Annotated in this window: 25 protein-coding genes; 13 read left to right on the forward strand and 12 right to left on the reverse strand. The window is 62.4% G+C overall.

Annotated elements, in window-relative coordinates:
• Nucleotides 1–44: 44 nt before the first annotated feature.
• Nucleotides 45–296, reverse strand: a complete 252-nt coding sequence (locus tag ACMGFL_RS12145) for a DUF7573 domain-containing protein (RefSeq protein ID WP_436935798.1) — start codon at nucleotides 294–296, stop codon at nucleotides 45–47.
• A 154-nt stretch (nucleotides 297–450) separates the two neighbouring features.
• Between ACMGFL_RS12145 and ACMGFL_RS12150 the strand changes: the two genes are divergently transcribed.
• Complete coding sequence (locus tag ACMGFL_RS12150; RefSeq protein WP_436935799.1) at nucleotides 451–1,404, forward strand: hypothetical protein; 954 nt, start codon at nucleotides 451–453, stop codon at nucleotides 1,402–1,404.
• Nucleotides 1,405–1,429: 25 nt separating this feature from the next.
• Here ACMGFL_RS12150 and ACMGFL_RS12155 read toward each other — a convergent pair whose 3' ends face one another.
• Entirely contained in the window at nucleotides 1,430–2,551 is a 1,122-nt protein-coding gene (locus ACMGFL_RS12155; RefSeq protein WP_436935800.1) for a helix-turn-helix transcriptional regulator, read from the reverse strand.
• Between the two features lie 272 nt (nucleotides 2,552–2,823).
• On the opposite strand from ACMGFL_RS12155, the gene ACMGFL_RS12160 reads away from it, so the two are divergent.
• Together ACMGFL_RS12160 and ACMGFL_RS12165 are read left to right on the forward strand one after the other, a co-directional pair.
• On the forward strand, nucleotides 2,824–3,531 hold the full coding sequence (locus tag ACMGFL_RS12160; protein WP_436935801.1) for a hypothetical protein: 708 nt from the start codon (nucleotides 2,824–2,826) through the stop codon (nucleotides 3,529–3,531).
• Between the two features lie 193 nt (nucleotides 3,532–3,724).
• Entirely contained in the window at nucleotides 3,725–3,937 is a 213-nt protein-coding gene (locus ACMGFL_RS12165; RefSeq protein WP_436935802.1) for a DUF8024 family protein, read from the forward strand.
• Here the strand turns inward: ACMGFL_RS12165 and ACMGFL_RS12170 are convergent.
• From ACMGFL_RS12170 to ACMGFL_RS12190, 5 genes are all read right to left on the reverse strand, one after another.
• Nucleotides 3,891–4,871 (reverse strand): 5,10-methylenetetrahydromethanopterin reductase, encoded by a 981-nt coding sequence (locus ACMGFL_RS12170; protein WP_436935803.1) that lies wholly within the window; start codon nucleotides 4,869–4,871, stop codon nucleotides 3,891–3,893. The two genes, ACMGFL_RS12165 and ACMGFL_RS12170, sit on opposite strands and share 47 nt — an antisense overlap.
• Nucleotides 4,858–5,610 carry a coenzyme F420-0:L-glutamate ligase gene (locus ACMGFL_RS12175; RefSeq protein ID WP_436935804.1) on the reverse strand — a complete coding sequence of 251 codons (753 nt, stop codon included), beginning with the start codon at nucleotides 5,608–5,610 and terminating at the stop codon, nucleotides 4,858–4,860. The genes ACMGFL_RS12170 and ACMGFL_RS12175 overlap by 14 nt, the downstream gene beginning before the upstream one ends.
• 60 nt (nucleotides 5,611–5,670) lie before the next feature.
• Nucleotides 5,671–6,162 carry a metallophosphoesterase family protein gene (locus ACMGFL_RS12180; protein WP_436935805.1) on the reverse strand — a complete coding sequence of 164 codons (492 nt, stop codon included), beginning with the start codon at nucleotides 6,160–6,162 and terminating at the stop codon, nucleotides 5,671–5,673.
• Nucleotides 6,163–6,226: 64 nt separating this feature from the next.
• The gene (locus ACMGFL_RS12185; RefSeq protein ID WP_436935806.1) at nucleotides 6,227–7,153 is read right to left on the reverse strand and encodes a chemotaxis protein CheW; all 927 of its coding nucleotides are present in this window, start codon (nucleotides 7,151–7,153) and stop codon (nucleotides 6,227–6,229) included.
• On the reverse strand, nucleotides 7,150–8,049 hold the full coding sequence (locus tag ACMGFL_RS12190; protein WP_436935807.1) for a ParA family protein: 900 nt from the start codon (nucleotides 8,047–8,049) through the stop codon (nucleotides 7,150–7,152). Before ACMGFL_RS12190 ends, ACMGFL_RS12185 begins: the two co-directional genes overlap by 4 nt.
• 197 nt (nucleotides 8,050–8,246) lie before the next feature.
• Between ACMGFL_RS12190 and ACMGFL_RS12195 the strand changes: the two genes are divergently transcribed.
• On the forward strand, nucleotides 8,247–8,732 hold the full coding sequence (locus tag ACMGFL_RS12195; RefSeq protein WP_436935808.1) for a FlaD/FlaE family flagellar protein: 486 nt from the start codon (nucleotides 8,247–8,249) through the stop codon (nucleotides 8,730–8,732).
• 75 nt (nucleotides 8,733–8,807) lie between these two features.
• Entirely contained in the window at nucleotides 8,808–9,893 is a 1,086-nt protein-coding gene (locus tag ACMGFL_RS12200; protein WP_436935809.1) for an actin-like salactin, read from the forward strand.
• Here the strand turns inward: ACMGFL_RS12200 and ACMGFL_RS12205 are convergent.
• A complete protein-coding gene (locus tag ACMGFL_RS12205; protein ID WP_436935810.1) occupies nucleotides 9,890–10,204 on the reverse strand; it encodes a hypothetical protein in 315 nt (104 codons plus the stop codon). The two genes, ACMGFL_RS12200 and ACMGFL_RS12205, sit on opposite strands and share 4 nt — an antisense overlap.
• A 76-nt stretch (nucleotides 10,205–10,280) precedes the next feature.
• On the opposite strand from ACMGFL_RS12205, the gene ACMGFL_RS12210 reads away from it, so the two are divergent.
• Complete coding sequence (locus ACMGFL_RS12210; protein ID WP_436935811.1) at nucleotides 10,281–10,412, forward strand: hypothetical protein; 132 nt, start codon at nucleotides 10,281–10,283, stop codon at nucleotides 10,410–10,412.
• Between the two features lie 142 nt (nucleotides 10,413–10,554).
• Here ACMGFL_RS12210 and ACMGFL_RS12215 read toward each other — a convergent pair whose 3' ends face one another.
• Entirely contained in the window at nucleotides 10,555–11,358 is an 804-nt protein-coding gene (locus tag ACMGFL_RS12215; RefSeq protein WP_436935812.1) for an alpha/beta fold hydrolase, read from the reverse strand.
• A gap of 205 nt (nucleotides 11,359–11,563) precedes the next feature.
• Between ACMGFL_RS12215 and ACMGFL_RS12220 the strand changes: the two genes are divergently transcribed.
• The 7 genes from ACMGFL_RS12220 (at nucleotide 11,564) to ACMGFL_RS12250 (ending at nucleotide 16,340) form a co-directional block, all read left to right on the forward strand.
• On the forward strand, nucleotides 11,564–11,923 hold the full coding sequence (locus tag ACMGFL_RS12220; RefSeq protein ID WP_436935813.1) for a dihydroneopterin aldolase family protein: 360 nt from the start codon (nucleotides 11,564–11,566) through the stop codon (nucleotides 11,921–11,923).
• 78 nt (nucleotides 11,924–12,001) lie between these two features.
• Entirely contained in the window at nucleotides 12,002–12,277 is a 276-nt protein-coding gene (locus ACMGFL_RS12225) for a hypothetical protein (protein ID WP_436935814.1), read from the forward strand.
• A 73-nt stretch (nucleotides 12,278–12,350) separates the two neighbouring features.
• Nucleotides 12,351–13,496, forward strand: coding sequence for an ADP-forming succinate--CoA ligase subunit beta (sucC, locus tag ACMGFL_RS12230; protein WP_436935815.1), 1,146 nt, complete (start codon nucleotides 12,351–12,353; stop codon nucleotides 13,494–13,496).
• Nucleotides 13,493–14,362, forward strand: a complete 870-nt coding sequence (gene sucD / locus ACMGFL_RS12235) for a succinate--CoA ligase subunit alpha (protein WP_436935816.1) — start codon at nucleotides 13,493–13,495, stop codon at nucleotides 14,360–14,362. Before sucC ends, sucD begins: the two co-directional genes overlap by 4 nt.
• Before the next feature lie 176 nt (nucleotides 14,363–14,538).
• Complete coding sequence (locus ACMGFL_RS12240; protein WP_436935817.1) at nucleotides 14,539–14,994, forward strand: DUF892 family protein; 456 nt, start codon at nucleotides 14,539–14,541, stop codon at nucleotides 14,992–14,994.
• A 28-nt stretch (nucleotides 14,995–15,022) separates the two neighbouring features.
• Nucleotides 15,023–16,000: a DUF368 domain-containing protein gene (locus tag ACMGFL_RS12245; RefSeq protein ID WP_436935818.1), complete on the forward strand. Its 978-nt coding sequence runs from the start codon at nucleotides 15,023–15,025 to the stop codon at nucleotides 15,998–16,000.
• Between the two features lie 112 nt (nucleotides 16,001–16,112).
• A complete protein-coding gene (locus ACMGFL_RS12250) occupies nucleotides 16,113–16,340 on the forward strand; it encodes a hypothetical protein (protein WP_436935819.1) in 228 nt (75 codons plus the stop codon).
• 52 nt (nucleotides 16,341–16,392) lie between these two features.
• Here ACMGFL_RS12250 and ACMGFL_RS12255 read toward each other — a convergent pair whose 3' ends face one another.
• Genes ACMGFL_RS12255 through pyrG form a run of 3 tightly spaced genes read right to left on the reverse strand, consistent with a single transcriptional unit; the run spans nucleotide 16,393 to nucleotide 19,266 of the window.
• Entirely contained in the window at nucleotides 16,393–16,716 is a 324-nt protein-coding gene (locus ACMGFL_RS12255) for a DUF7126 family protein (RefSeq protein WP_436935820.1), read from the reverse strand.
• Between the two features lies 1 nt (nucleotide 16,717).
• Nucleotides 16,718–17,635: a glutamine-hydrolyzing GMP synthase gene (gene guaA, locus ACMGFL_RS12260; protein ID WP_436935821.1), complete on the reverse strand. Its 918-nt coding sequence runs from the start codon at nucleotides 17,633–17,635 to the stop codon at nucleotides 16,718–16,720.
• Nucleotides 17,635–19,266, reverse strand: a complete 1,632-nt coding sequence (gene pyrG, locus ACMGFL_RS12265) for a CTP synthase (protein WP_436935822.1) — start codon at nucleotides 19,264–19,266, stop codon at nucleotides 17,635–17,637. The genes guaA and pyrG overlap by 1 nt, the downstream gene beginning before the upstream one ends.
• Nucleotides 19,267–19,308 lie beyond the last annotated feature (42 nt).

The following is a 19,308-nucleotide window of genomic DNA, read 5'->3' on the forward strand; positions in this document are numbered from 1 at the left end:
CAGATCCGCAAGAGTCGGCATCTCGGCTCGGTTCTAAACGCTGTTTACCACCCCTTGCAGGACGAACACACCATCTGCCCGTCCTCGAACCAGAGTCGCGAGACGCGGTCGCCACACGCGCCACAGACTTCCCCATCGCCGCTCCAGCGCGCAGTGCCCGTCGCCGGTTCGACCGTCCCCTGTGAACGTTCTCCAGACGTCGAATCTGACGCCACTGGTGTCGGTTCGGATGGCTCAGTTGTCGGTTCGGCGTCCTCGCCGCTCTGTCCGAACTCGTCGAGTGAGCGGTCGCCCATACGCGTCGTTGTCGTCGCTGTCTCATATATCCCGGCTTCCCCCCCGAGGTCAACGTTGCCTCAGTTAATCCGGCTTAATTCGGATTGATCGGGGGCGATCCACGACAAGGAACAGCGGTTTATATGGACGTGTCGCACCTCGTATCCAATAACGATGAACCGGATCACGCTCGTTGCGGGGCTTCTGGTCGCTGTCGGGCTACTGGGCGCTCCGGCAGCAGGGTTCGTGGCCCAGAATGATGCAAGCGACATCGTGGCACAGACCGGCGACAGCGACGCCCAGACCGCGCCCGGGGAACAGTTCGCTGGGGTAGTAGAGGTCCAAAGCGTCGAACTCAACGGAGAACTCGACCAGCAGTCCTTCGCCGTGGCGCTCGACCGGGCCGACGACAACGCGACGAAAGCAGACCGGATCGCCGCACAGATCGAGGCGGTCGAACAGCGCATCACGTCCCTCGAAGAGCGGAAGGCAGCGTTGACCCAACAGCGCGAGAACGGAACGATTTCGGAGGGGAAATACCGGGCACAGACCGCAGTCGTCGCCGCCCAACTCAACACGCTCACGGCCCAACTGAATCAGACTGGCGAAGCCGCGGCCACACTGCCGCGAGAGGCGCTCGAAGCCAACGGGGTGAACGTGACCGCAATCGAAACCCTGCGGCAGGACGCGAGTCGACTGGGCGGTGAGGAAGTCGCAGCTATCGCCCGCGGTATCACCGGTGACAGGCCCGGCGCGGTCGGCAGAGACCGCGGTGAGCGCGGCGGAAACGGAACCGACCGCCCAGGGGCGGACCGCGGTGAATCCGAGAGCGCGACCGGCGGCCCTGACCGTGGAGGGGCGGATGAGGAGACGAACGGTGAGACGGACCGGGACGGTGAGAGCAGGACGAGCGGTGAGCCAGACCGCGATGGAAAGCGGGCGACCCCGAACGCAGACCGTGGCGGATCGAACGAGACGGACACCGACGCTGACCGTGATGGGGCAGACGACGCGACCGACGACGAGGGATCTGATACCGCGGCCAGTGATCAGTCCTCGTCGACACCAGACAGCACGGATTCGGACGAGTCAGCCCAAAACGAGACTGACGAACGAGCCAGCACGTGAGGAAAGCGGATCCAGAGTCGTCTGATCACTTCTCGTCAGTTTCGTCTGGGAGCGCGAGGACGTTCTCCCGGCCGAGTCGGAAGCCGTCGAGAGCGCCGTCGTCGCGGAGTTGTGTCACCACCTGACTCGTCTTGGCGTCCGTCCAGTCGAGTTGGGTCGCGACTTCCTGCTGTTTCATCCGCCCGCCCGACTGCTCGATGAGTCGAAGCACCTGCTCCTCGTTGCTCAGCAGTTCCTGGTCGATGTCGGCCGAGGCCGTCGCAGCAGCGGACGCTTCGTCGGAACTCCCCGATTGGCTCGCCGAATCTGACGTCCGGTCACCCGAGTCTGCGTGCTGGTCCGCAGTGTCCGACGACTGACTTCCCTGATCCGACTGCTGTGTCGTCGCGCCGTCACCGTCCGTCGAACCAAGGTCACGCCGTCGATACGCGTACGCTCCAGCCCCGCCAGCGGCTAACACGGAAAGAAGTGCGACCAACACGGGCGGCGAGAGGGGAAGTCCCCCACTGCCGCCGGACGACGCACCGGGCGGCCCGAGTTCGATCTGCGGCTGTTCGCCTCCGAACGTCAACTCCCCGGTGTAGACGACCGACTGCTCGCGCGTCTCGGTCGGGTCGGGTGACGCGTCGAGAAGTTCGTGTGCGTCAGTCCACGAGATCAGCAGCGTCGTCTCCTCGTCGAGAAACATCCCCTGAATGGCGTCGCCGACGACCAGACGCTCCCCATCGGTGGCCGCGAAGTTCGACCACCGGAAGGTGTAGGTGACGACCCCGTATTCCTGTGGCAGTTGTTCCTTCTGTGCGGAGACGGTCATCTCCGTTATCGTCATCGAGCGGTTGGTCGTCGATTCGGCGGTGTCGGCCGTCCCGTTCATCCGCGCTCGGAACTGGTCGGTGTACGCGTCGGGGTTCGCATCGATGTCGGTTCGAATGTCCTCGAAGGCCTGTCTGTCCTCGTCGGTATCCAGTCGGAGTCGATACTCGACCGTCCAGGCAGCGTCGGTGTCCTCCTCGATTGAGACCGACAACAGGACGTCGTCGGGGTCGATGTCCTCCTGCGCGAACGGAGAGTGGGAGGTTGCACCTGCCGGGACGACGAGTCCAGCCACACAACAGACCAGCACCGCGAGCAACAGTCCCCGATACACGTCTCGAACAAGGTCGGTTGCACACAAAACGATGTTGGCCCACATCGGCAGTTCGGACACGTCGCTCCCGCGGCCGAAAGTGCGCAGCAGCCAAAGAGGCGCACATTCGTCTCGCTTTGTCGTCGGGAGAGCGCCCTGACGTGCACGGCACGGCAAACGGACGATAAATCGTGTTAAATTGGCTTAATTCGGCTTGAGAGGCGTTCAAACGACTGAATCCGAGTTCACTACGTCACCCCCTTATGGAGGTGGCAGCCAGAGGATTGAGTGCGATGAAAGCAAAACAACTCCTGACGGTTTCGGTCGCAGCGCTGCTGCTGATCGGCGGCGTGGCGGCAGTCGGTGCCGCTAGCCCGGCCGACCAGGCTCCGGACACCGCAACAGAGAACGCACCGGATACTGACAACGCGGACGATGCGCGCACCGACGACGATGCTGGAGACGATGACGATGCAAGCGAATCTGACGATAACGCCAACGCTGGCATTCCCGACCATGCTGCCGGGAACGTTCCTGGCGCAGTCGGTGACGACGCATCCAACGCGACTGCTAGCGACGCTGGCCCGAACGAGCGAGCAGGAAACACGACCGTCGGCCCGAGCGGTGGCCTGCCCGAACAGGTGCCCGACCACGTGGTCGAAATCCACCAGACCATCGAGTCGTTCCTCGACGGTTCCGAGGAAAGTCTCGGTGACCTGCTGAGCGACCTGCTCGGCGACGCTGACGAGGGCGACGACGCCGAGGAAGAAGACGCTGACGAAGGAGAAGACGCTGACGAAGGAGAAGACGCAGATGAGAGTGACGACGCAGAAGAAAGCGACGACGCTGACGAACAAGAGGACGCAGAAGACGATGATGCAGACGAAGCGGACGATGACGACGACACGGAAGCCGACGACGATGAGGAAGAAGACGACAGCGACGACACTGACGACAGCGACGACGCTGACGACAGCGACGCTGAGAACGCCGACGCATAATCACGAAGCGACCCAGACCTAACGGACCCCGCTGACTTCCGCCCGTCCGGATCGGACGGGCGACCCTCCTTTCTTCTCGAACGCTCGACACGCGAGGTCCACACATCGGGTGCGCTGACGCAGTGACACAGAACGCCCCAGAACACTCAGTCAAGAGGGAACACACAAGTACTGTCGGTCGAAACGCTCGGGTATGGTACTCGGGGAACTAGTGCAGAGCATTCTCGACGCACCGGGCATCTTCGCAGACATCGCGACGCACGACCCGCTGTCGGCCGTGCTGATCGGAATCGGAGCAGTTCTCGTCGGCGTCTCGCTCGGCGCGTTCGGACTGCTGACCGCCGGTGTCGTGGTCGACCTCATCCGTCCGGACCGGCCGAGAGAGACGTACCCAAAAGGCGAATAGCCGTTTCCAGATCCGGGCCGAGCGGCGACCCGACAACGACGCTGTCGGCGTGGTCGTAGAGGCCCTCGATCCGCGCACTGACGGTGTCGGGCGTTCCGGCGATGCAGAACGCGTCGATCATCGCGGGCGTCACCAGTCCAAACGCCTCGGAGAACGCCCCTTCGGCAATCGTCTCACTGATCTCTTTTGCGCGCTCGTGGCTCAGGTCGTGTCGGTCGAGCACCGGCGGCGGCGCGCCACCGGCGATGAACGCCACCGGCGGGCGAGCGGCATCGCGTGCAGCATCTCGCTTCGGCGCGACGCTGACGCTCGCGTAGGCGGCAAAATCGAACGACTCGCGATGGTCGGGTCGCTCCGCGAGGCCCTCCGCGACACGCTCGCTCGCCCACTCGATGTCTCGCGGATGCGACCCGTTGTAGAGCACGCCGTCGGCGTACTTCGCCGCCATCCGCGTCATATCTGGCCCCTGTGCGCCGACGTAGACCGGGATCGACCCGCCCTCGTAGTTGAGTCCGGCGTCGTCCGCGCGGAAGGCCCCGTCGTGGTCGACTCGCTCGCCGCCCCACAGTCGTCTGGCGACCTGAACGGTTTCGAGTACCCGCGCGAGCGGTCGTTTCGTCTCGTAGCCGAGGTTGTCGAGCGTCGAGGCGTCGCCCGGGCCGACGCCGAACACCCCGCGCCCGTCCGCGAACTCGTCGAGCGTTGCCATCCGCGAGGCGAGCGTCACCGGGTGAGTCTCGTAGGGGTTGGTGATTCCCGGACCGAGACGTACCGAGTCAGTCTCGCGCGCGATGTCCGCGAGCGTGACGAACTCGTCGCGGTTGTTGTAGTGATGGCTCACGAAGATGGTGTCGAACCCGGCCGCCTCGGCGTCGACGGCGCGGTCCGATAGCTCTCCAACGGGGTGTTCCGGCGTGAGTTCAATCCCGAGCATAGTACTCCCTCAGCGGATCTCTGATCAGGTCCTCGTCGTCGCTCCGGAACAGTTCATCGCTGCCTGCGTGGTCGCCAAAGTCCCAGTCACGGATCACCGCGACCGGCAGGCCGCCGTCGCCCTCGCCGGTGACGAGATTCGCCGCTGCCGCGAGTTCGTCGACGACCGCCTGCACTGTCGCTTCGAGTTCCTTGCCCTCTCGGTCGTGCTCCCCACGCCAGTCCCGAGCAGCGGGCAGTCCCGCCCAGCCGATTGCCACCCCGCGCTGGCCGTGACGGAAGGGGCGGCCCGACGTATCCGTCACGATAACGGGGACGCCGAGCGCTTCGTGGAGTCGTCGGGCGCTCGCCGAGGGGTCCTCGGGCAACAGGAGCATGTCTGCGTCTGGGATGTTCGACCGATCGATTCCGGCGTTGACGGTGACGTGGCCAAAGGGCGTGACCGCGAGCATGATCGGGTCGTCGGTCAGCAACTCATCGCTTGCCTCGATGACCGCCTGTGCGAACCGGGGGTCTTTCTGCTCGCCCGCTCGCTCGCTCACTCGCTCGGCAATCTGCTGTGCGCGCTCGCCCGCCGGGAAGTCGTCGTAGTCGGCCGTCCGACCTTCGGCCTTCGAGACGATGGTGCTCGCGACACAGACAACGTCGCCCGCTTCGAGGTCGACCTGGTCTGCGATGAGTCTCGCGATATCGTCACCTGCCCTGATCTCCGGAAGCCCATCGACCGCGAACACCTGCATGCTCCCGTCTCAGTCACGCGACTCCAAAAGCAGACCGGAACGAATCCACCAAACCCCTCCTCAGCGTCGCTCGACGGTGACGTCGATGTCTCCATCCGAAACGGTCGCGACCAGCATGCTCGCCTCCGAGGCCGGACTCGCCCCGGTCACGCTGCCGGGGTTGAGCAACCGAACGCCGTCGACGCGCGTGTCGAGCAGTTCGTGCGTGTGGCCAGCGACGCCGACGGGGTCGTCGCTCGTCGTGTTCTCGATGACGATGTCGGCGATCCGTCGCTCGTAGTTTCGCCGGGACCCGGTACCGTGCGTGACGACGAACTCCACGCCGCCGAGTTCGACCGTCGCCACGTCCGGGAGACCGACCGGGGGATCCATGTTGCCCGCGACAGCAGTGAGTTCCGCGGCGAGGTCACGGATGTTCGCGAGTGTCCCCTTCGAGTCGAAATCGCCCGCGTGAATGACGTGGTCGGCCCGTTCGATTCGCTCGCGGAAGGGCGCGGGTATCTGACTCGCCCGCGACGGGATGTGGGTGTCGCTGATGATGGCAATCTCCATGCGTGATATATACCCGGATTCGGCAAAAAAGCGGGCGGTCGCGTTCGAGTGTGGATCCAGTCGGCTACTCCTCGTCGGCCAGCGCGAGTTCGGGCGTCGTCCAGATGACGAACTGGTCGTCGTCCTCGCGGTCGATGACGCCGTTGACGTGCTCCTGGTCTATCGGCGGGTCGTTGACCTGGGAGTCGGTCACCGGCGACACCTGCCGGACGTCGTCGACGACCCAGCCCAGATAGCCCTGGTCGTCGAAGGCGTCGTCGTCGAACACGACGATGAGTTCGCTCGCCTCGTCGTTTTCCTTCCCGACGGTCACCTTGGGGTTCAGGATCGTCGTGATCTGTCCTCGCAGATCGACGACCCCCTCGACGTACTCGGGCGTGTTCGGCACCCGCGTGATCGTCTCCTGTTTGACGATTTCCTCGATGTACTCGATGTCGAGACAGTAGTGTTCGTCGTCGAGCGTAAATTCGAGGACGCGAGTCTGCTCTTCTGTCTCCGTGTACGCGGCGCTTTTGTCGGTCTCGGTGGACTCCTCGACACCCGTGGGTTCGACCTGTTCCGGACTGTCGTCCCCGTCTGTCCCGTCGAGTGCCGCTTCGAGTTGCTCCTCGTCCGGCAGCGGCGCGTTCACCGATCCGCCAGTCGAAACCGACATCTCGGTTTCCGCTGTCTCCGGTTCCGTCCCCGAGTCTGACACGTCCGACGGGTCAGCGTCCACCGTTGTCCCGTCGACCTCGTCTACCTTCGCGTCGGACTCGGCATCTGCCGTTTCCGGAGCAGGTTCGGCATCTTCCGTCTCCGCGTTTGCGGCCTGCTCTGTGCCGTCTGCCTGCTGTTCGTCCTCACCATCGGACGGTCCATCGTCGTCCGGGACGCGTTCGTCTGCCTCCCTGTCGTCGCTCTCTGCGGTCGGTTCGTCAGTCTCGTCACGGTTCCCCTCGCGCATCTGTCGGATCCGTCTGGCACGGTCCATGCGTTCGTTGTTACTCATGCTGTCACCTCAGCGTAGCCGAACTGTCTGTCGAACTCGGCCGCAATCTGGAGAAAGACCTCCTCGACGTCTGTGGAGCCGTCGGTCGCAAACAGGGAGTTGCCCTCGGAGAAGGCCCGCTGGAGCGCGACGCGCTTGCGCACCTCCCAGACGGGAAAGCCCGAGAACACCTCGTTGAGCCAGTCGATCATCATCTGGTCCTCGTTTGTCTGCTCGACCCGATTGGCGACGACGCCGACTGTCTCGACGGTGATGTCGACGTGCCCTTCGAGCGCTGCGATCTGTTCGACCAGCAGTTCGATCGCTCGCTCAGAACTGGCCTCCGTCAGCGCCGGGACGAGCACGTTCCGGGTCGCGAAGATGGCGGTGTCGGTCAGTTTCCCGTAAAAGGGCGGGGAGTCGACGATGATGTAGTCGTAGTCGTCCTCGACGTGTTCGAGCGTCGCCGCCAGCGACCCGAGCGCGTGTGGCCCCTCGACTGCGTCGGGAGTCGCGTTTATCGACAGCGCCGAGAGCGCGTCGACGCCACCGTCGAGGCTGTCGTCGCCCTGTATCTGTGCCATCAGGTCCGCAATCGTCAGTTCGTGCTCGGCCTGTAACAGTTCGATACTCGACGGCAACACGTCCATCTCCTCGTGTTCGACGATGAGGTCCGTGACGTCGTCGCGCCTCGTGTGGTCGGTCAGTACGTCAAACAACGTCGGCGGCGGCGCGTCATAGGCCGAGAGCAGACCGAGTCCTTCAGTGGCGTTTCCCTGTGGGTCCATATCGACAAACAGGACGTCCCGGCCGCGCTCGTTGAGCGCACCGGCGACGTTTATCGCCACAGTCGTCTTGCCAGTCCCGCCCTTAGCGTTTGTCACACAGATCCGCGCCGCGGTGCTACCGGCTGTCATCGATTCGTGTCGGAAGATGGCGGTGGCCAGTTATAAAAATACGTTCCCGATTATCACTCACAAGAAGCGGGAAGAGAGGGCCTGATTCAGATGGGCAATTTCGGTCGGTCCTCGGAGTCTGGTACAGCCAGCAGTATGACGCCCGTCAGACCTCGACTCCAACATTTATGATAGCGTAGGTGAAATCCTACGGCAAGATGAGTCTCAATCCCCGCGACTACGACCTCGACGAACTCCGCCGGATGGCTCGCGAGCGGGGCGGCCAGACCGAGGGTGACCCCGTCGAGGACGCCGACATCGACCTGGGGAGTGTCGGGTCGAGCGACTCCCCGCCCAGCGCCGATAGCTCGTTCCGTGCCGGACTCTACCGGGAACTGCTCCCACTCGAGGCGGCAAGCGACGCGTCGAAGCCGTACCTCGATGGCTTGCCCGAACACTACGCTGGCGAGCATCTGCTGTTCGAGTGGCTCGAATTTCTCCTGATGCACGCTGGCTATCAGGGCGCAAACGAGGCCATCGACTACTACGAATCGGTCGACTGGATCACCGAAGAGGTACAGTCACAACTCAACGACTACATGCTCGGGCTGGACGAACAGGCCCCAGCGGACCCCGCTGATCTGGATGTCGACGACCACCTGCTCAGCCTCGTCTACATCGCGAAGCTCTCCTCGATGCGGTAACTGCGAGACGCCGTCGACTTCGCACCTTGCTGGTTTCCGGTTAGTATATACCCCACGGGTGAGAACGGCCCGCGTATGAGTCCAAACGTGGACGCGGAGATCGAGGAGATATCCGGATCGGATATCGGTGCTGACGGTGAGACGGTTCCGGTCGGCGTCAAACTCGGAAGCACGCGAACAGTGATTGCTGTGCCCGAGGACGACGACACACTGAAGATCATCCGGACGCTGACCTGTCTTGCGAGCTACGAGGACCCGCTCACTGGGGAAGAACAGTTCCTCTACGGCGAGGAGGCCGCAACAGAGTATCCCGACCGCGTGCAGTTCATGCTCCGGTCGGGCCTGCCCGAAGACGAGGACCGGGCAGAGCTCACACAGCAGTTCTTCGAGGCCGTCATCGACTCCTACGACATCCCCGAGGATAGCGCAGTCGTCTACGCCATCCCGACAATCGACAACCCCGCTGGACTCGAAAATCTGCAGGACGTGATCGAGTCCTCCTCGATCGGTGGCGATCTGATCGAGAGCTACCCCGAGTCGCTGTGTGGCTCGATCCCCGCGTTCGGCGAGGACCTGCAGGCAATCGAGGAGATTTTCGTCGCAGTCAACATGGGTTCGACGAACCTCGAAGCCTCGGCGTACCGGCGCGGCGAGCAGATTTCGCCGTTCACCACCGGCGCTGTCACCGGCAACGAGGTCGACCGCATCATCGCCAATTACGTCGAGGAGGAGACGCAGGGTCGGGTCAACATCGACATCACGACCGCCCGTGAGTACAAGGAAAATCACGCCGACTTCGAGGACTTCCAGCCGTTTACCGACGTCATCCAGCAACCCGGCGGCGGGAGCCACGAGTTTACCATCGAGCGGTCCGTGATGGACGCCGTCGACGAGTATCTCGACGACGTGGTCGAGGAGTTCGCGAACACGTTTCTCTCACAGCTTGCAAGCGACAACATGAAGCTCTACCAGCTTGCACTCGACCGGCCGATCGCACTCACCGGCGGGATGGCCTGCATCCCGGGGATCGTCGAGGAATTCGAGGCTCGCGTCAGCGAGGAACTCGACCGGGAGATCGAGGCCGTCGCCGCTGACCGGCCGGACCTGTCAGCGACCATCGGCGCACAGCGCATCGCCGCACGGCTCGCGCAGGTCGACTAGTTCTCACCGGCCCAGCACGCAAACCAACGGAGCAGCGTCGGATCGCGGGCTGGCTCGTTCCCGTAGAGCGGAAACCCCTCGATCAGCTGGATATCGATCGTCAGCCGCTGCGTGACTCGATTGCTGCCTGACTGTCCCGACCGTCTCTCGGGTTCGTCAGTTCCCAGTTCGCTTGGAAGCGATAGCGACCGCTTTGGCATCATCGTGGGATAGTCCCACACACTCCCTAAAACCCCGTCAGACACCCGTCTGCCGCCAGGAATTAGCAGAGAGTGAACTCGGGCGAGCGTGCCGCCGACCCGGGCACTCATACATGTGCCATAATATGTATATTAGGCCTTCATAACCATAATGATTATTAACCCCTCTACCGTATCTCGGGGTACGATGAAGCAGTGCCCCCAGTGTGGCTCCCGGATGAACTACAACGACGAAACGACAAAGCTGACAGAGTACGCTTGCCCGACCTGTCACAGCACCGAAATCGTGCAAAAGTCGTCGTTCCGGTCGACCGCCTGACTGTCGGGTCTGATTTTAAGTGAGTTCCGTTTTGGTGGCTTCGACAGTCTGTGGACACGTCTGGTCTAGCATCTTGGCTTCGTTGAAACACTCGATGGCTGAGATACTCCAGCAGTTGTGCTGAATAGTGAGGCCATCTCGGTCAGAGCGCGTCGATAAAGTTGCCAAGGACTCGGTTGAACCGCTCGGGTTCTTCGATAGTGGGACAGTGACCACTGCCCTCGAAGAGTTCGAACTGAGCGTGCGATACGATTTCTGCGACGTATCGGACGGATGCAACGCTACGCCACTTTTCGTCTGCTCCAGCACACACCAGCGTTGGTACGTCGATCTCAGCAAGTACCTCCCGATAATCACGGAGATACAGTAACCCAAAGAGTAACGCGCCTTGGATTGATGCAGGCGTCCGTGACCCTTCGTCGAGTATTCGGTTGCGAAGTTCCCGCGACGGTGGCTTATTGAGCATCGCCTTCGCTTGCTGTTCAAGGAGTTCAATCGGTGCTGTCTGGATCTGGCGGATGGCCTCTTCGAGATCATCGATCGCGTAGCTCCCGTAGTCGTAGCCATCTCGTTTTACAGGCGACGGTTCCATGTCGATATCTACGAGCGCCCGAATCTGTTCAGTCCCAAACTGATGGATATGCTCCCACGAAACGACTGCCCCCATCGACCATCCGACGAGAATAACGTCATCGAGATCGAGCTGCTCCAGAAACGATCGGATGTCGTCAGCATAGTGCTGGACGGTGTGACCGAGTTCTGTCTTCTCGGATCGACCATGGCCTCTAAAATCGACCCCGACCGTTCGATATTCGTCGGACATCGCCGTCAACTGGGGCTCGAAGTATCGAAGCCCTGCCGTGGCCCCGTGAAGGAAGACGATCGGTTGACCGTCACCGTGATCCTCATAATAGAGATCAGCCCCGTTGCACTGAATGACTGGCATAGCAGTGATAGTACGTTGCCACGACTAATAATACCGAGCAGAGTTTCAAGAGGTGAACTCTGCTCAAACCGCAATAGTAGGTGCGAGGTTGCTATACCAGCCCCGGGCATCGTGGCGTTCCAAGCCGTCTTGACGACAGATCTTCTTCCACAGTACCTGCCCCGGAGACCCCTGTGCTCATTAGCCGGGCGTCCACATCTCCGGTATGACTTCGGCTGAACCGACTGAGGCACAAGTCGCCTGTTTCGAGGCGGGGATCAAGTTCGGGTCGCTGTATCACCAGTTCGCGGGGACGCCGGTCAGCCCCGAAAGCGCCGCCTCGCTCGCCGCCGCAATCGAGGAATCGATCGAGAATCAGCCCCACTGTCGCGATGTTCGCGTCGACATCAAAACCGATGTCCTTGCCGACGCTATCGCCGAGGGACCAGCGACGTACACGGAACTCACCGGCCGCTTTCTCGACGTGGAAATCGTCGTCGTCTACGAGGGGACGCGAGTCGTCGCAGAGATAGCGATGGAGGACGGCTATCCACTGATGCGCCCGGTTTCCGTCGAGTCTGTCTGAATCAGTATCGCTCCTGAAACGGCAGCGACGAGGCGAAACTGCCGTCAGAGTTACGTCGATCGAATCTAACCAACGGCCATGTGCTACGAGGCTCTGCTCGACGGACGCGCTCGCGACCAGACGCTCGCTCGACTGTTCCGGGGTGAACTGTTCGCCGCGGCGAAAAACGGGCTGGTCGCGGCCGTCGTGGTCGCGCTCGTCGTCGGCTATCGTGGATTCGACCTCCCGCTGATGGTGGGGGCGACACTCGGTGCGTTCGCACTCGGCGTTCTCTTGCACCAACTTCTGCTCGTCGCCGGGGTCGCGACAGTTCGTCTGTGGGACACGCGTCGCGTTTCCGAGCCAGACAGATAGATTCGGTAACAGATCTGGGTCTGACGGGACTGTTTCGGTACATCTAACTCGGGGTCGCCAAAAGTACGGGTGGATGAAGCTACACGAATATCAGGCAAAACAGGTGTTTGCCGACGCCGGCATCCCGACGCCGGACTCGGCGCTTGCAGACACCGTCGACGAGGCGGTGGCTGCCGCCGAGGACATCGGCTATCCGGTCGCCATCAAGGCGCAGGTACAGGTCGGGGGTCGCGGCAAGGCCGGGGGTATCAAACTCGTCGAGAACGCCGACGAGGCCCGCGAGGCCGCCGAGTCGATCCTCGGAATGGATCTGAAAGGCTATCACGTCGACCGCGTGCTCGTGGAAGACGCCGTCGATTTCGTCAACGAACTCTACGTCGGCGTCACGATGGACCGTGGCGAGGGCAAGCCCGTCGCGATGGTCTCGACCCGCGGCGGCGTCAACATCGAGGAAGTCGCCGAGGAAGACCCTGAAGCGATCGCACGCGAGCACATCGACCCCGCGTTCGGAATGCACGACTTTCAGGCCCGCAAGGCTGTCTACGACGCTGGCGTCGACCGAGACATCGCTCGCGACGTGGCAAGCGTGCTGACGACGCTGTACGACCTCTGGGAGGATCGGGACGGCAGCGACGCGGAGATCAACCCGCTGATGGTCACCGCGGACGACGACGTGATCGCCGCCGACGCCGTGATGAACATCGACGACGACGCGCTCTTCCGTCAGCCAGAACTGGCCGAGATGGAAGAGGAGGCCGCAGGCGACGAACTGGAGGCGAAGGCAAACGAGTACGGCTTCGACTACGTCCGCCTGTCGGGGAACGTCGGCATCATCGGCAACGGCGCTGGACTGGTGATGACGACGCTGGATCTCGTAGATTACTACGGCGGCGAACCCGCCAACTTCCTCGACATCGGCGGCGGCGCGAAGGCAGAACGCGTGGCCAACGCCCTCGATATGGTCTTCTCCGACGAGAACGTCGACGCCGTCGTGTTCAACATCTTCGGCGGCATCACGCGCGGTGACGAGGTGGCAAACGGCATCAACGACGCGCTTGCGCAGTTCGACGAGATTCCGAAACCCGTCGTCGTGCGACTCGCAGGGACCAAGGCCGAGGAAGGCATGGAGATTCTCAACACAGACCTCGTACAGGTGGAAGCGACACTCGAAGACGCCGTGCAGGCCGCTGTCGCCGCGGCAGAGGAGGTGAACCAATGAGCGTACTCGTCGACGAGGACACCCGCGTCCTCGTGCAGGGAATCACCGGCGGCGAAGGCCGGTTCCACACCGAACAGATGATCGAGTACGGCACGAACATCGTCGCTGGCGCGGTGCCCGGTAAGGGCGGCCAAGAAGTCGCTGGCGTCCCTGTCTACGACACCGTCTCGGGCGCAGCGCGCGAGGAAGACGCGAACGCCGTCGTCGTCTTCGTCCCGCCCGCCTTCGCGGGCGACGCGCTGTTCGAGGCGCTCGACGCCCCCGTCGACCTGGTGGTCGCAATCACCGAGGGCATTCCGACTCAGGACATGGCGCGCGTCAAGCGCAAACAGGACGAGACCGACACCCACCTCGTCGGGCCGAACTGCCCGGGCGTCATCACCCCTGGCGTGGCGAAACTCGGCATCCTGCCGGGCAACATCTTCTCGTCGGGTAACGTTGGTCTTGTCTCCCGTTCAGGGACACTCACCTACCAAGTGGTCGACAACCTCACCGACCGCGGACTCGGCCAGTCCACGGCCATCGGCATCGGCGGCGACCCGATCATCGGGACGGACTTCATTGAGGCACTCGAACTGTTCGAGAACGACCCCGACACGGACGCCATCGTGATGTGCGGCGAAATCGGCGGCGAAGACGAGGAGGAGGCCGCGGCCTACATCGCCGAGCACGTCGACACGCCCGTCGTCGGCTTCATCGCGGGCCGAACCGCGCCGCCGGGCAAACGGATGGGCCACGCCGGCGCAATCGTCTCCAGTTCCGGCACCGGTACTGCTCAGAGCAAGATTGAGGCGCTCGAATCCGCGGGCGTCCCCGTCGGTGACACCCCCGAGGAAGTCACCGACCACGTCGCGGATCTGCTGTAGCCCGGTCGCTTCGGTTGTTCCGCTATCGCTTTCGGGTGTTCTGTTATCGCTTCGGGTGTTCTGCTGGTGCTCGCAGCGTCGAGAGACGACAAATCGTGTCGACCAGCCGCCGTATCGCCAGTCAGCACGAGTGGCGACCCAACGCACTTTACCGCGACAGACCACTAGTGCAGTGCATGTCCTCAGACCAAGTCATCGACCTGTTGCGGAAGGCCTACTCCGACGAGATAGAGACAGTGATGAACTACCAGACGAACGCTATCGTCCTCGACGGCGTTCGCGCCGAGGAGATCAAGGAGAGCCTTCAGCAGGACATCCAGGAAGAACTGACCCACGCCGAGCAACTCGGCCAGCGCCTCAAACAACTCGACGCACGCCCACCAGGGTCGGCGGAGTTCACCGCCAGACAGGACTCGCTGCAACCACCCGAAGATTCGACTGACGTGCTGGCGGTCATCAACGGCGTCCTCGACGCTGAAGAGGACGCCATCGACACCTATCGCAGCCTGATCGACGCGGCCGAAGACGCCGACGACCCCGTGACCGAGGACCTCGCGGTGACGATCCTCTCCGACGAGGAGGCGCACAGAACCGAGTTCCGCGGCTTCAAAAAGGAGTATCAGAAGGAATAAGGAAGTACACCGTCACCTGTTCGACTGCATGAGTTTCTCCTCCAGCAGTCTCCTGCGGACGTACGTCATCGGTCTCTTCATGGGCACAGCCGACGGGGTTCCGGGGGTCTCCGGCGGCACCATCGCGCTGATCGCCGGGGTGTACCTCCGCCTGATCGACGCGATCAACGCGGTGACGCCCCGGAACGCCTCGAAGTTCCTCACCGCGCTGGTCAGGGCCGACGTCGACTCGATCCGCGAGGTCCTCGAAGAGACGGACGCCGTCTTTCTCCTCGCACTCGGCTGTGGGATTCTCACCGCAGTCATCATCGTCACACGTATCGTGACGTACGCGAACGAACACGCCCCCGTCGTCCTCTTTGGCATTTTCTTCGGGTTGATCGCGGCGTCGGTCGTCGTCCTCGCGCGGCAACTCACTCTGAGCGAATCGCACCACTACGGCGTTGCACTCGCTGGCTTTCTAATCGCGTTCGTGCTCTCGGGGGATATCACGCTGTTAGAGGGCAACGGCGCAGCACTCGTCTTCGTCGGCGGCGCGTTCGCCGTCAGCGCGATGATCCTGCCGGGCATCTCGGGGTCGCTCATCCTCGTGATCCTCGGACAGTACGTGTTCATGTCGGAGACGCTGGCGGAGTTTACCACCCACATCGGCGAACTGGTTTCGGGCGGAACGACTACCCCACTCGTCGACCCGGGAACGACTATCGCCGTCTTTCTCGCTGGCGGCGTCATCGGTCTGTTTACCGTTGCCCGAGCGATAGAGTACTCACTAACTCGCGCACCGAGAACGACGCTGGTTTTTCTCGTGAGTCTCGTCGTCGGTGCGCTTCGTGCGCCGATCACAGAGATCAACAGTACCGGAACCAGTTGGTCAGCCGAAACAGTCGGCGTCTTTCTCCTGTCCGCCGCCGTGGGTGCTGTCATCCTCTACGGACTCGATCATTTCGCGATCGACGTGGAGATCGAGGCCGGAAAAGTCGCCAACAGTACAGGTCAGAACGCGTGAATTCGCCACAGCACCGACCGCCACTTCTGAGTCGGGATTGCCATACACTGTGGGGCTCACGAACTGATTCCCCTATCTTTATATGTTGTCCGTATATAGATATGTCTGTAATATGGGAATTCTTGACTCGTTCGGCATGCTCGCAAGCACAGTTGTCGCAGCAATCGTGATGCTCATTTTCGCCATCCTGAGCCTGTTCGTGATGGTGTTCATCGTGGACGCCGCGGCGAGTATCGCGGATCTGGACCCGTCAGACGGGTTCACCCTGCTCAGTGCGGCTATCATCGCTGCGGCGGCAATCGTCGCTGGCGGCGGCGTCGCAGCACCCGAGATGGAGTAGACGAGACGATACAGACGGAGAATGAAACAACGGTGCGGCGCGGTCCACTTTTTCAGTCGAGTTCTGTGGCGACAGTCTCGGGTTCGAAGAGGTCGGGGTCGAGAACGAGGTCGGCCTGTCTGCGTGCGAAATCTGGCAGCGACCCGTCCGCGTAGACGACGACTGTCAACTCGGGCGCAAGATCCTTTGCGACCGAGATCGAGGTCGCCTGCTCGACTTCCGTGAGCACGTACACCTCTGCGGAGACGATTCCGGCGTCTTCGAGCGCGGGCCTGTTCGCGATGTCGACGCGCGAAACCGCAAAGCCAGCGGCCTCGATCGCGTCGGCGATGTCGTGGTCGTCGGTGCCAGCGACGACGACTGTGGTCTCGCTCATCTCACTCGTACTCGATGGTTGCAGGCGGTTTGTGGGTCACGTCGTACAGCACCCGCGAGACGTTCTCGTTTTCGCCGGTGATGCGCGACTGGATGCGCTGGAGCGTCTCCCAGTCGATTTCTTGTGCGCGCGCGGTCATCCCGTCACGGGACTCGACCGACCGGACGGCGACGACCCAGCCGTGAACGCGGTTGTCACCTTTGACGCCGGTGGCCTTCCCGATGACAGCGGCCAGCGCCTGCCACGGGTCGTACTCCTCGAGTTCCTCCTCGACGACGTGGTTCGCCTCGCGCGCCACTTCGAGTTTCTCCTCGGTGACCTCCCCGATGATCCGGACCGCCAGCCCCGGCCCGGGGAACGGCATCCGCTCCGAGATTATCTCTTCGAGGTCGAGTTCGCGCGCCACCTCGCGGACTTCGTCCTTGTACAGATCCCGCATCGGTTCGACGATGCCATCGAAATCGATCCGCTCGGGCAGGCCGCCGACGTTGTGGTGGGACTTGATGGTCCCCTCGCTCTCGATGCGGTCGGGGTAGATGGTTCCTTGCACGAGATAGTTCGCGTCGATGTCGCGAGCGACCGTCTCGAACTCGCGGATGAACTGCTCGCCGATGGCGTGGCGCTTCTCTTCAGGGTCGGTAACCCCATCGAGCGCGTCGAGGAATCGTTCCTGTGCGTCGACGATCCGGAGCGAGTCCATATACGAGAACGTCTCGCGGATCTGTTCGGTCTCGCCCTTGCGCATCAGGCCCGTGTCGACGTAGACGGGAGTGAGTTGGTCACCAATCGCCTCGTAGGCGAGCGCCGCCGCCGTCGAGGAGTCGACGCCGCCAGAGAGGGCGATCACGGCGTTTTCGTCTCCGACTTCGTCGTCTATCTCTGCGATCTTTTCGTCGATGAACGAGTCGACGTCGACCATTAGCTGTCACCTCCTGCGAGTTCGACCATCGCGTCCAAGAACCCGACGAAGGGCGGACTCGCTCGCGTCGGCCGGGACCGAAACTCCGGATGGAACTGCGTGCCGAAAAAGTACGGGTGCTCGGGCAGTTCCAGTATTTCCATGCGCCTGCCGGAGGTTCCCGAAAACACCAGTCCGGCGTCTTCGAGGTCGGGGATGTACTCGGGGTTGACCTCGTAGCGGTGTCGATGCCGTTCCTCGCAGGTCGTCGACTCATACAGGTCGTGTGCGATCGTTCCGGGTTCGATTTCGGTCGTGTGTGCGCCGAGTCGCATCGTCCCGCCCATGTCGTCGAGATCCTTCTGCTCGGGGAGCAGGTCGATCACCGGATGTGGAGTGTCTTCGAGTTCCGCCGAATGGGCCTGATCAAGTCCGAGGACGTTCCGGGCGTACTCGACGACGGCCATCTGAAAGCCCAGACAGAGGCCGAGGAAGGGAACGTCATTCGTGCGGGCGTACTCGATGGCGTTGATCTTCCCCTCGGTGCCGCGCGACCCGAATCCGCCGGGGACGATGACCCCATCGACGTCTTCAAGTTCGTCGCCGTGGCCGTCGGCAATATTCTCGGCGCTGACCCACGTTCGCTCGACTTCGATCTGGCGTTCGAGTCCGGCGTGTTTGAGCGCCTCGTGGATCGACATGTAGGCGTCTTCGAGACCGTACTTGCCGACCAGCGCCACGTCGACGCTCCCGGTCGTCTCTCGCGTGACGCGCTCGCGCCACTCGGTGTCGCGTTCGCCCTCGGGCAGCGCCTCCGCCTGCAGTCCGAAATGCGAGAGGACGTACTCGTCGAGGCCCTCGTCTTCGACCATCAGCGGGACGTGATAGATGTCCTCGACGTCGGGGTTGGAAAACACCGCATCACGTGGCACGTCACAGAAGAGTGCGATTTTCTCTCTGGTCTGTGCGTCGAGCGGGTCAGAACAGCGCCCGACCAGAATGTCCGGTTGCAGACCGATCGACCGCAACTCCTTGACGCTGTGCTGGGTCGGCTTGGTCTTCTGTTCGCCGTTTTTCGAGTACGGGACGAGTGTGACGTGGGCAAACAGAATATCGTCCTCGTCTTCCTCGTGAGCGAACTGCCGGAGGGCTTCGAGATACGGCATCCCCTCGATGTCGCCCACGGTGCCCCCAACCTCGATGATACAGATATCGCTGCCCTGTGCGGCCTCTCGAACGCGGCGCTTGATGTCGTCGGTGATGTGTGGGATGATCTGGACAGTCTTTCCCAGATAGTCGCCTGCCCGTTCCTTCTGGATGACGTGCTGGTAGACCTTCCCGGTGGTCACGTTGTGGTCGAAGGTCATGTCGATGTCCAGAAAGCGCTCGTAGTTGCCAAGATCCAGATCGACCTCACCGCCGTCTTTGAGAACGTACACTTCGCCGTGCTGAAACGGGTTCATCGTCCCGGCGTCGACGTTCAGATACGGGTCGATTTTGACCGCGCTCACGTCGAATCCGGCGTTTGCGAGTAGTCGGCCGGTACTCGCCGCTGTGATGCCCTTGCCGAGGCCCGACATCACGCCTCCGGTGACAAAAATGAACTTCCGTCCCAGACTTGGATCGTAACCTGTCTCGGATTCCGTCGGCATACTGACCGTCTGCTGGCGTGCCTCTAAACCGTTTCGGAACGC

Origin of the sequence: Halovenus marina (genome assembly GCF_051414115.1) — an archaeon.
In the GTDB taxonomy this organism is placed as follows: domain Archaea; phylum Halobacteriota; class Halobacteria; order Halobacteriales; family Haloarculaceae; genus Halovenus; species Halovenus marina.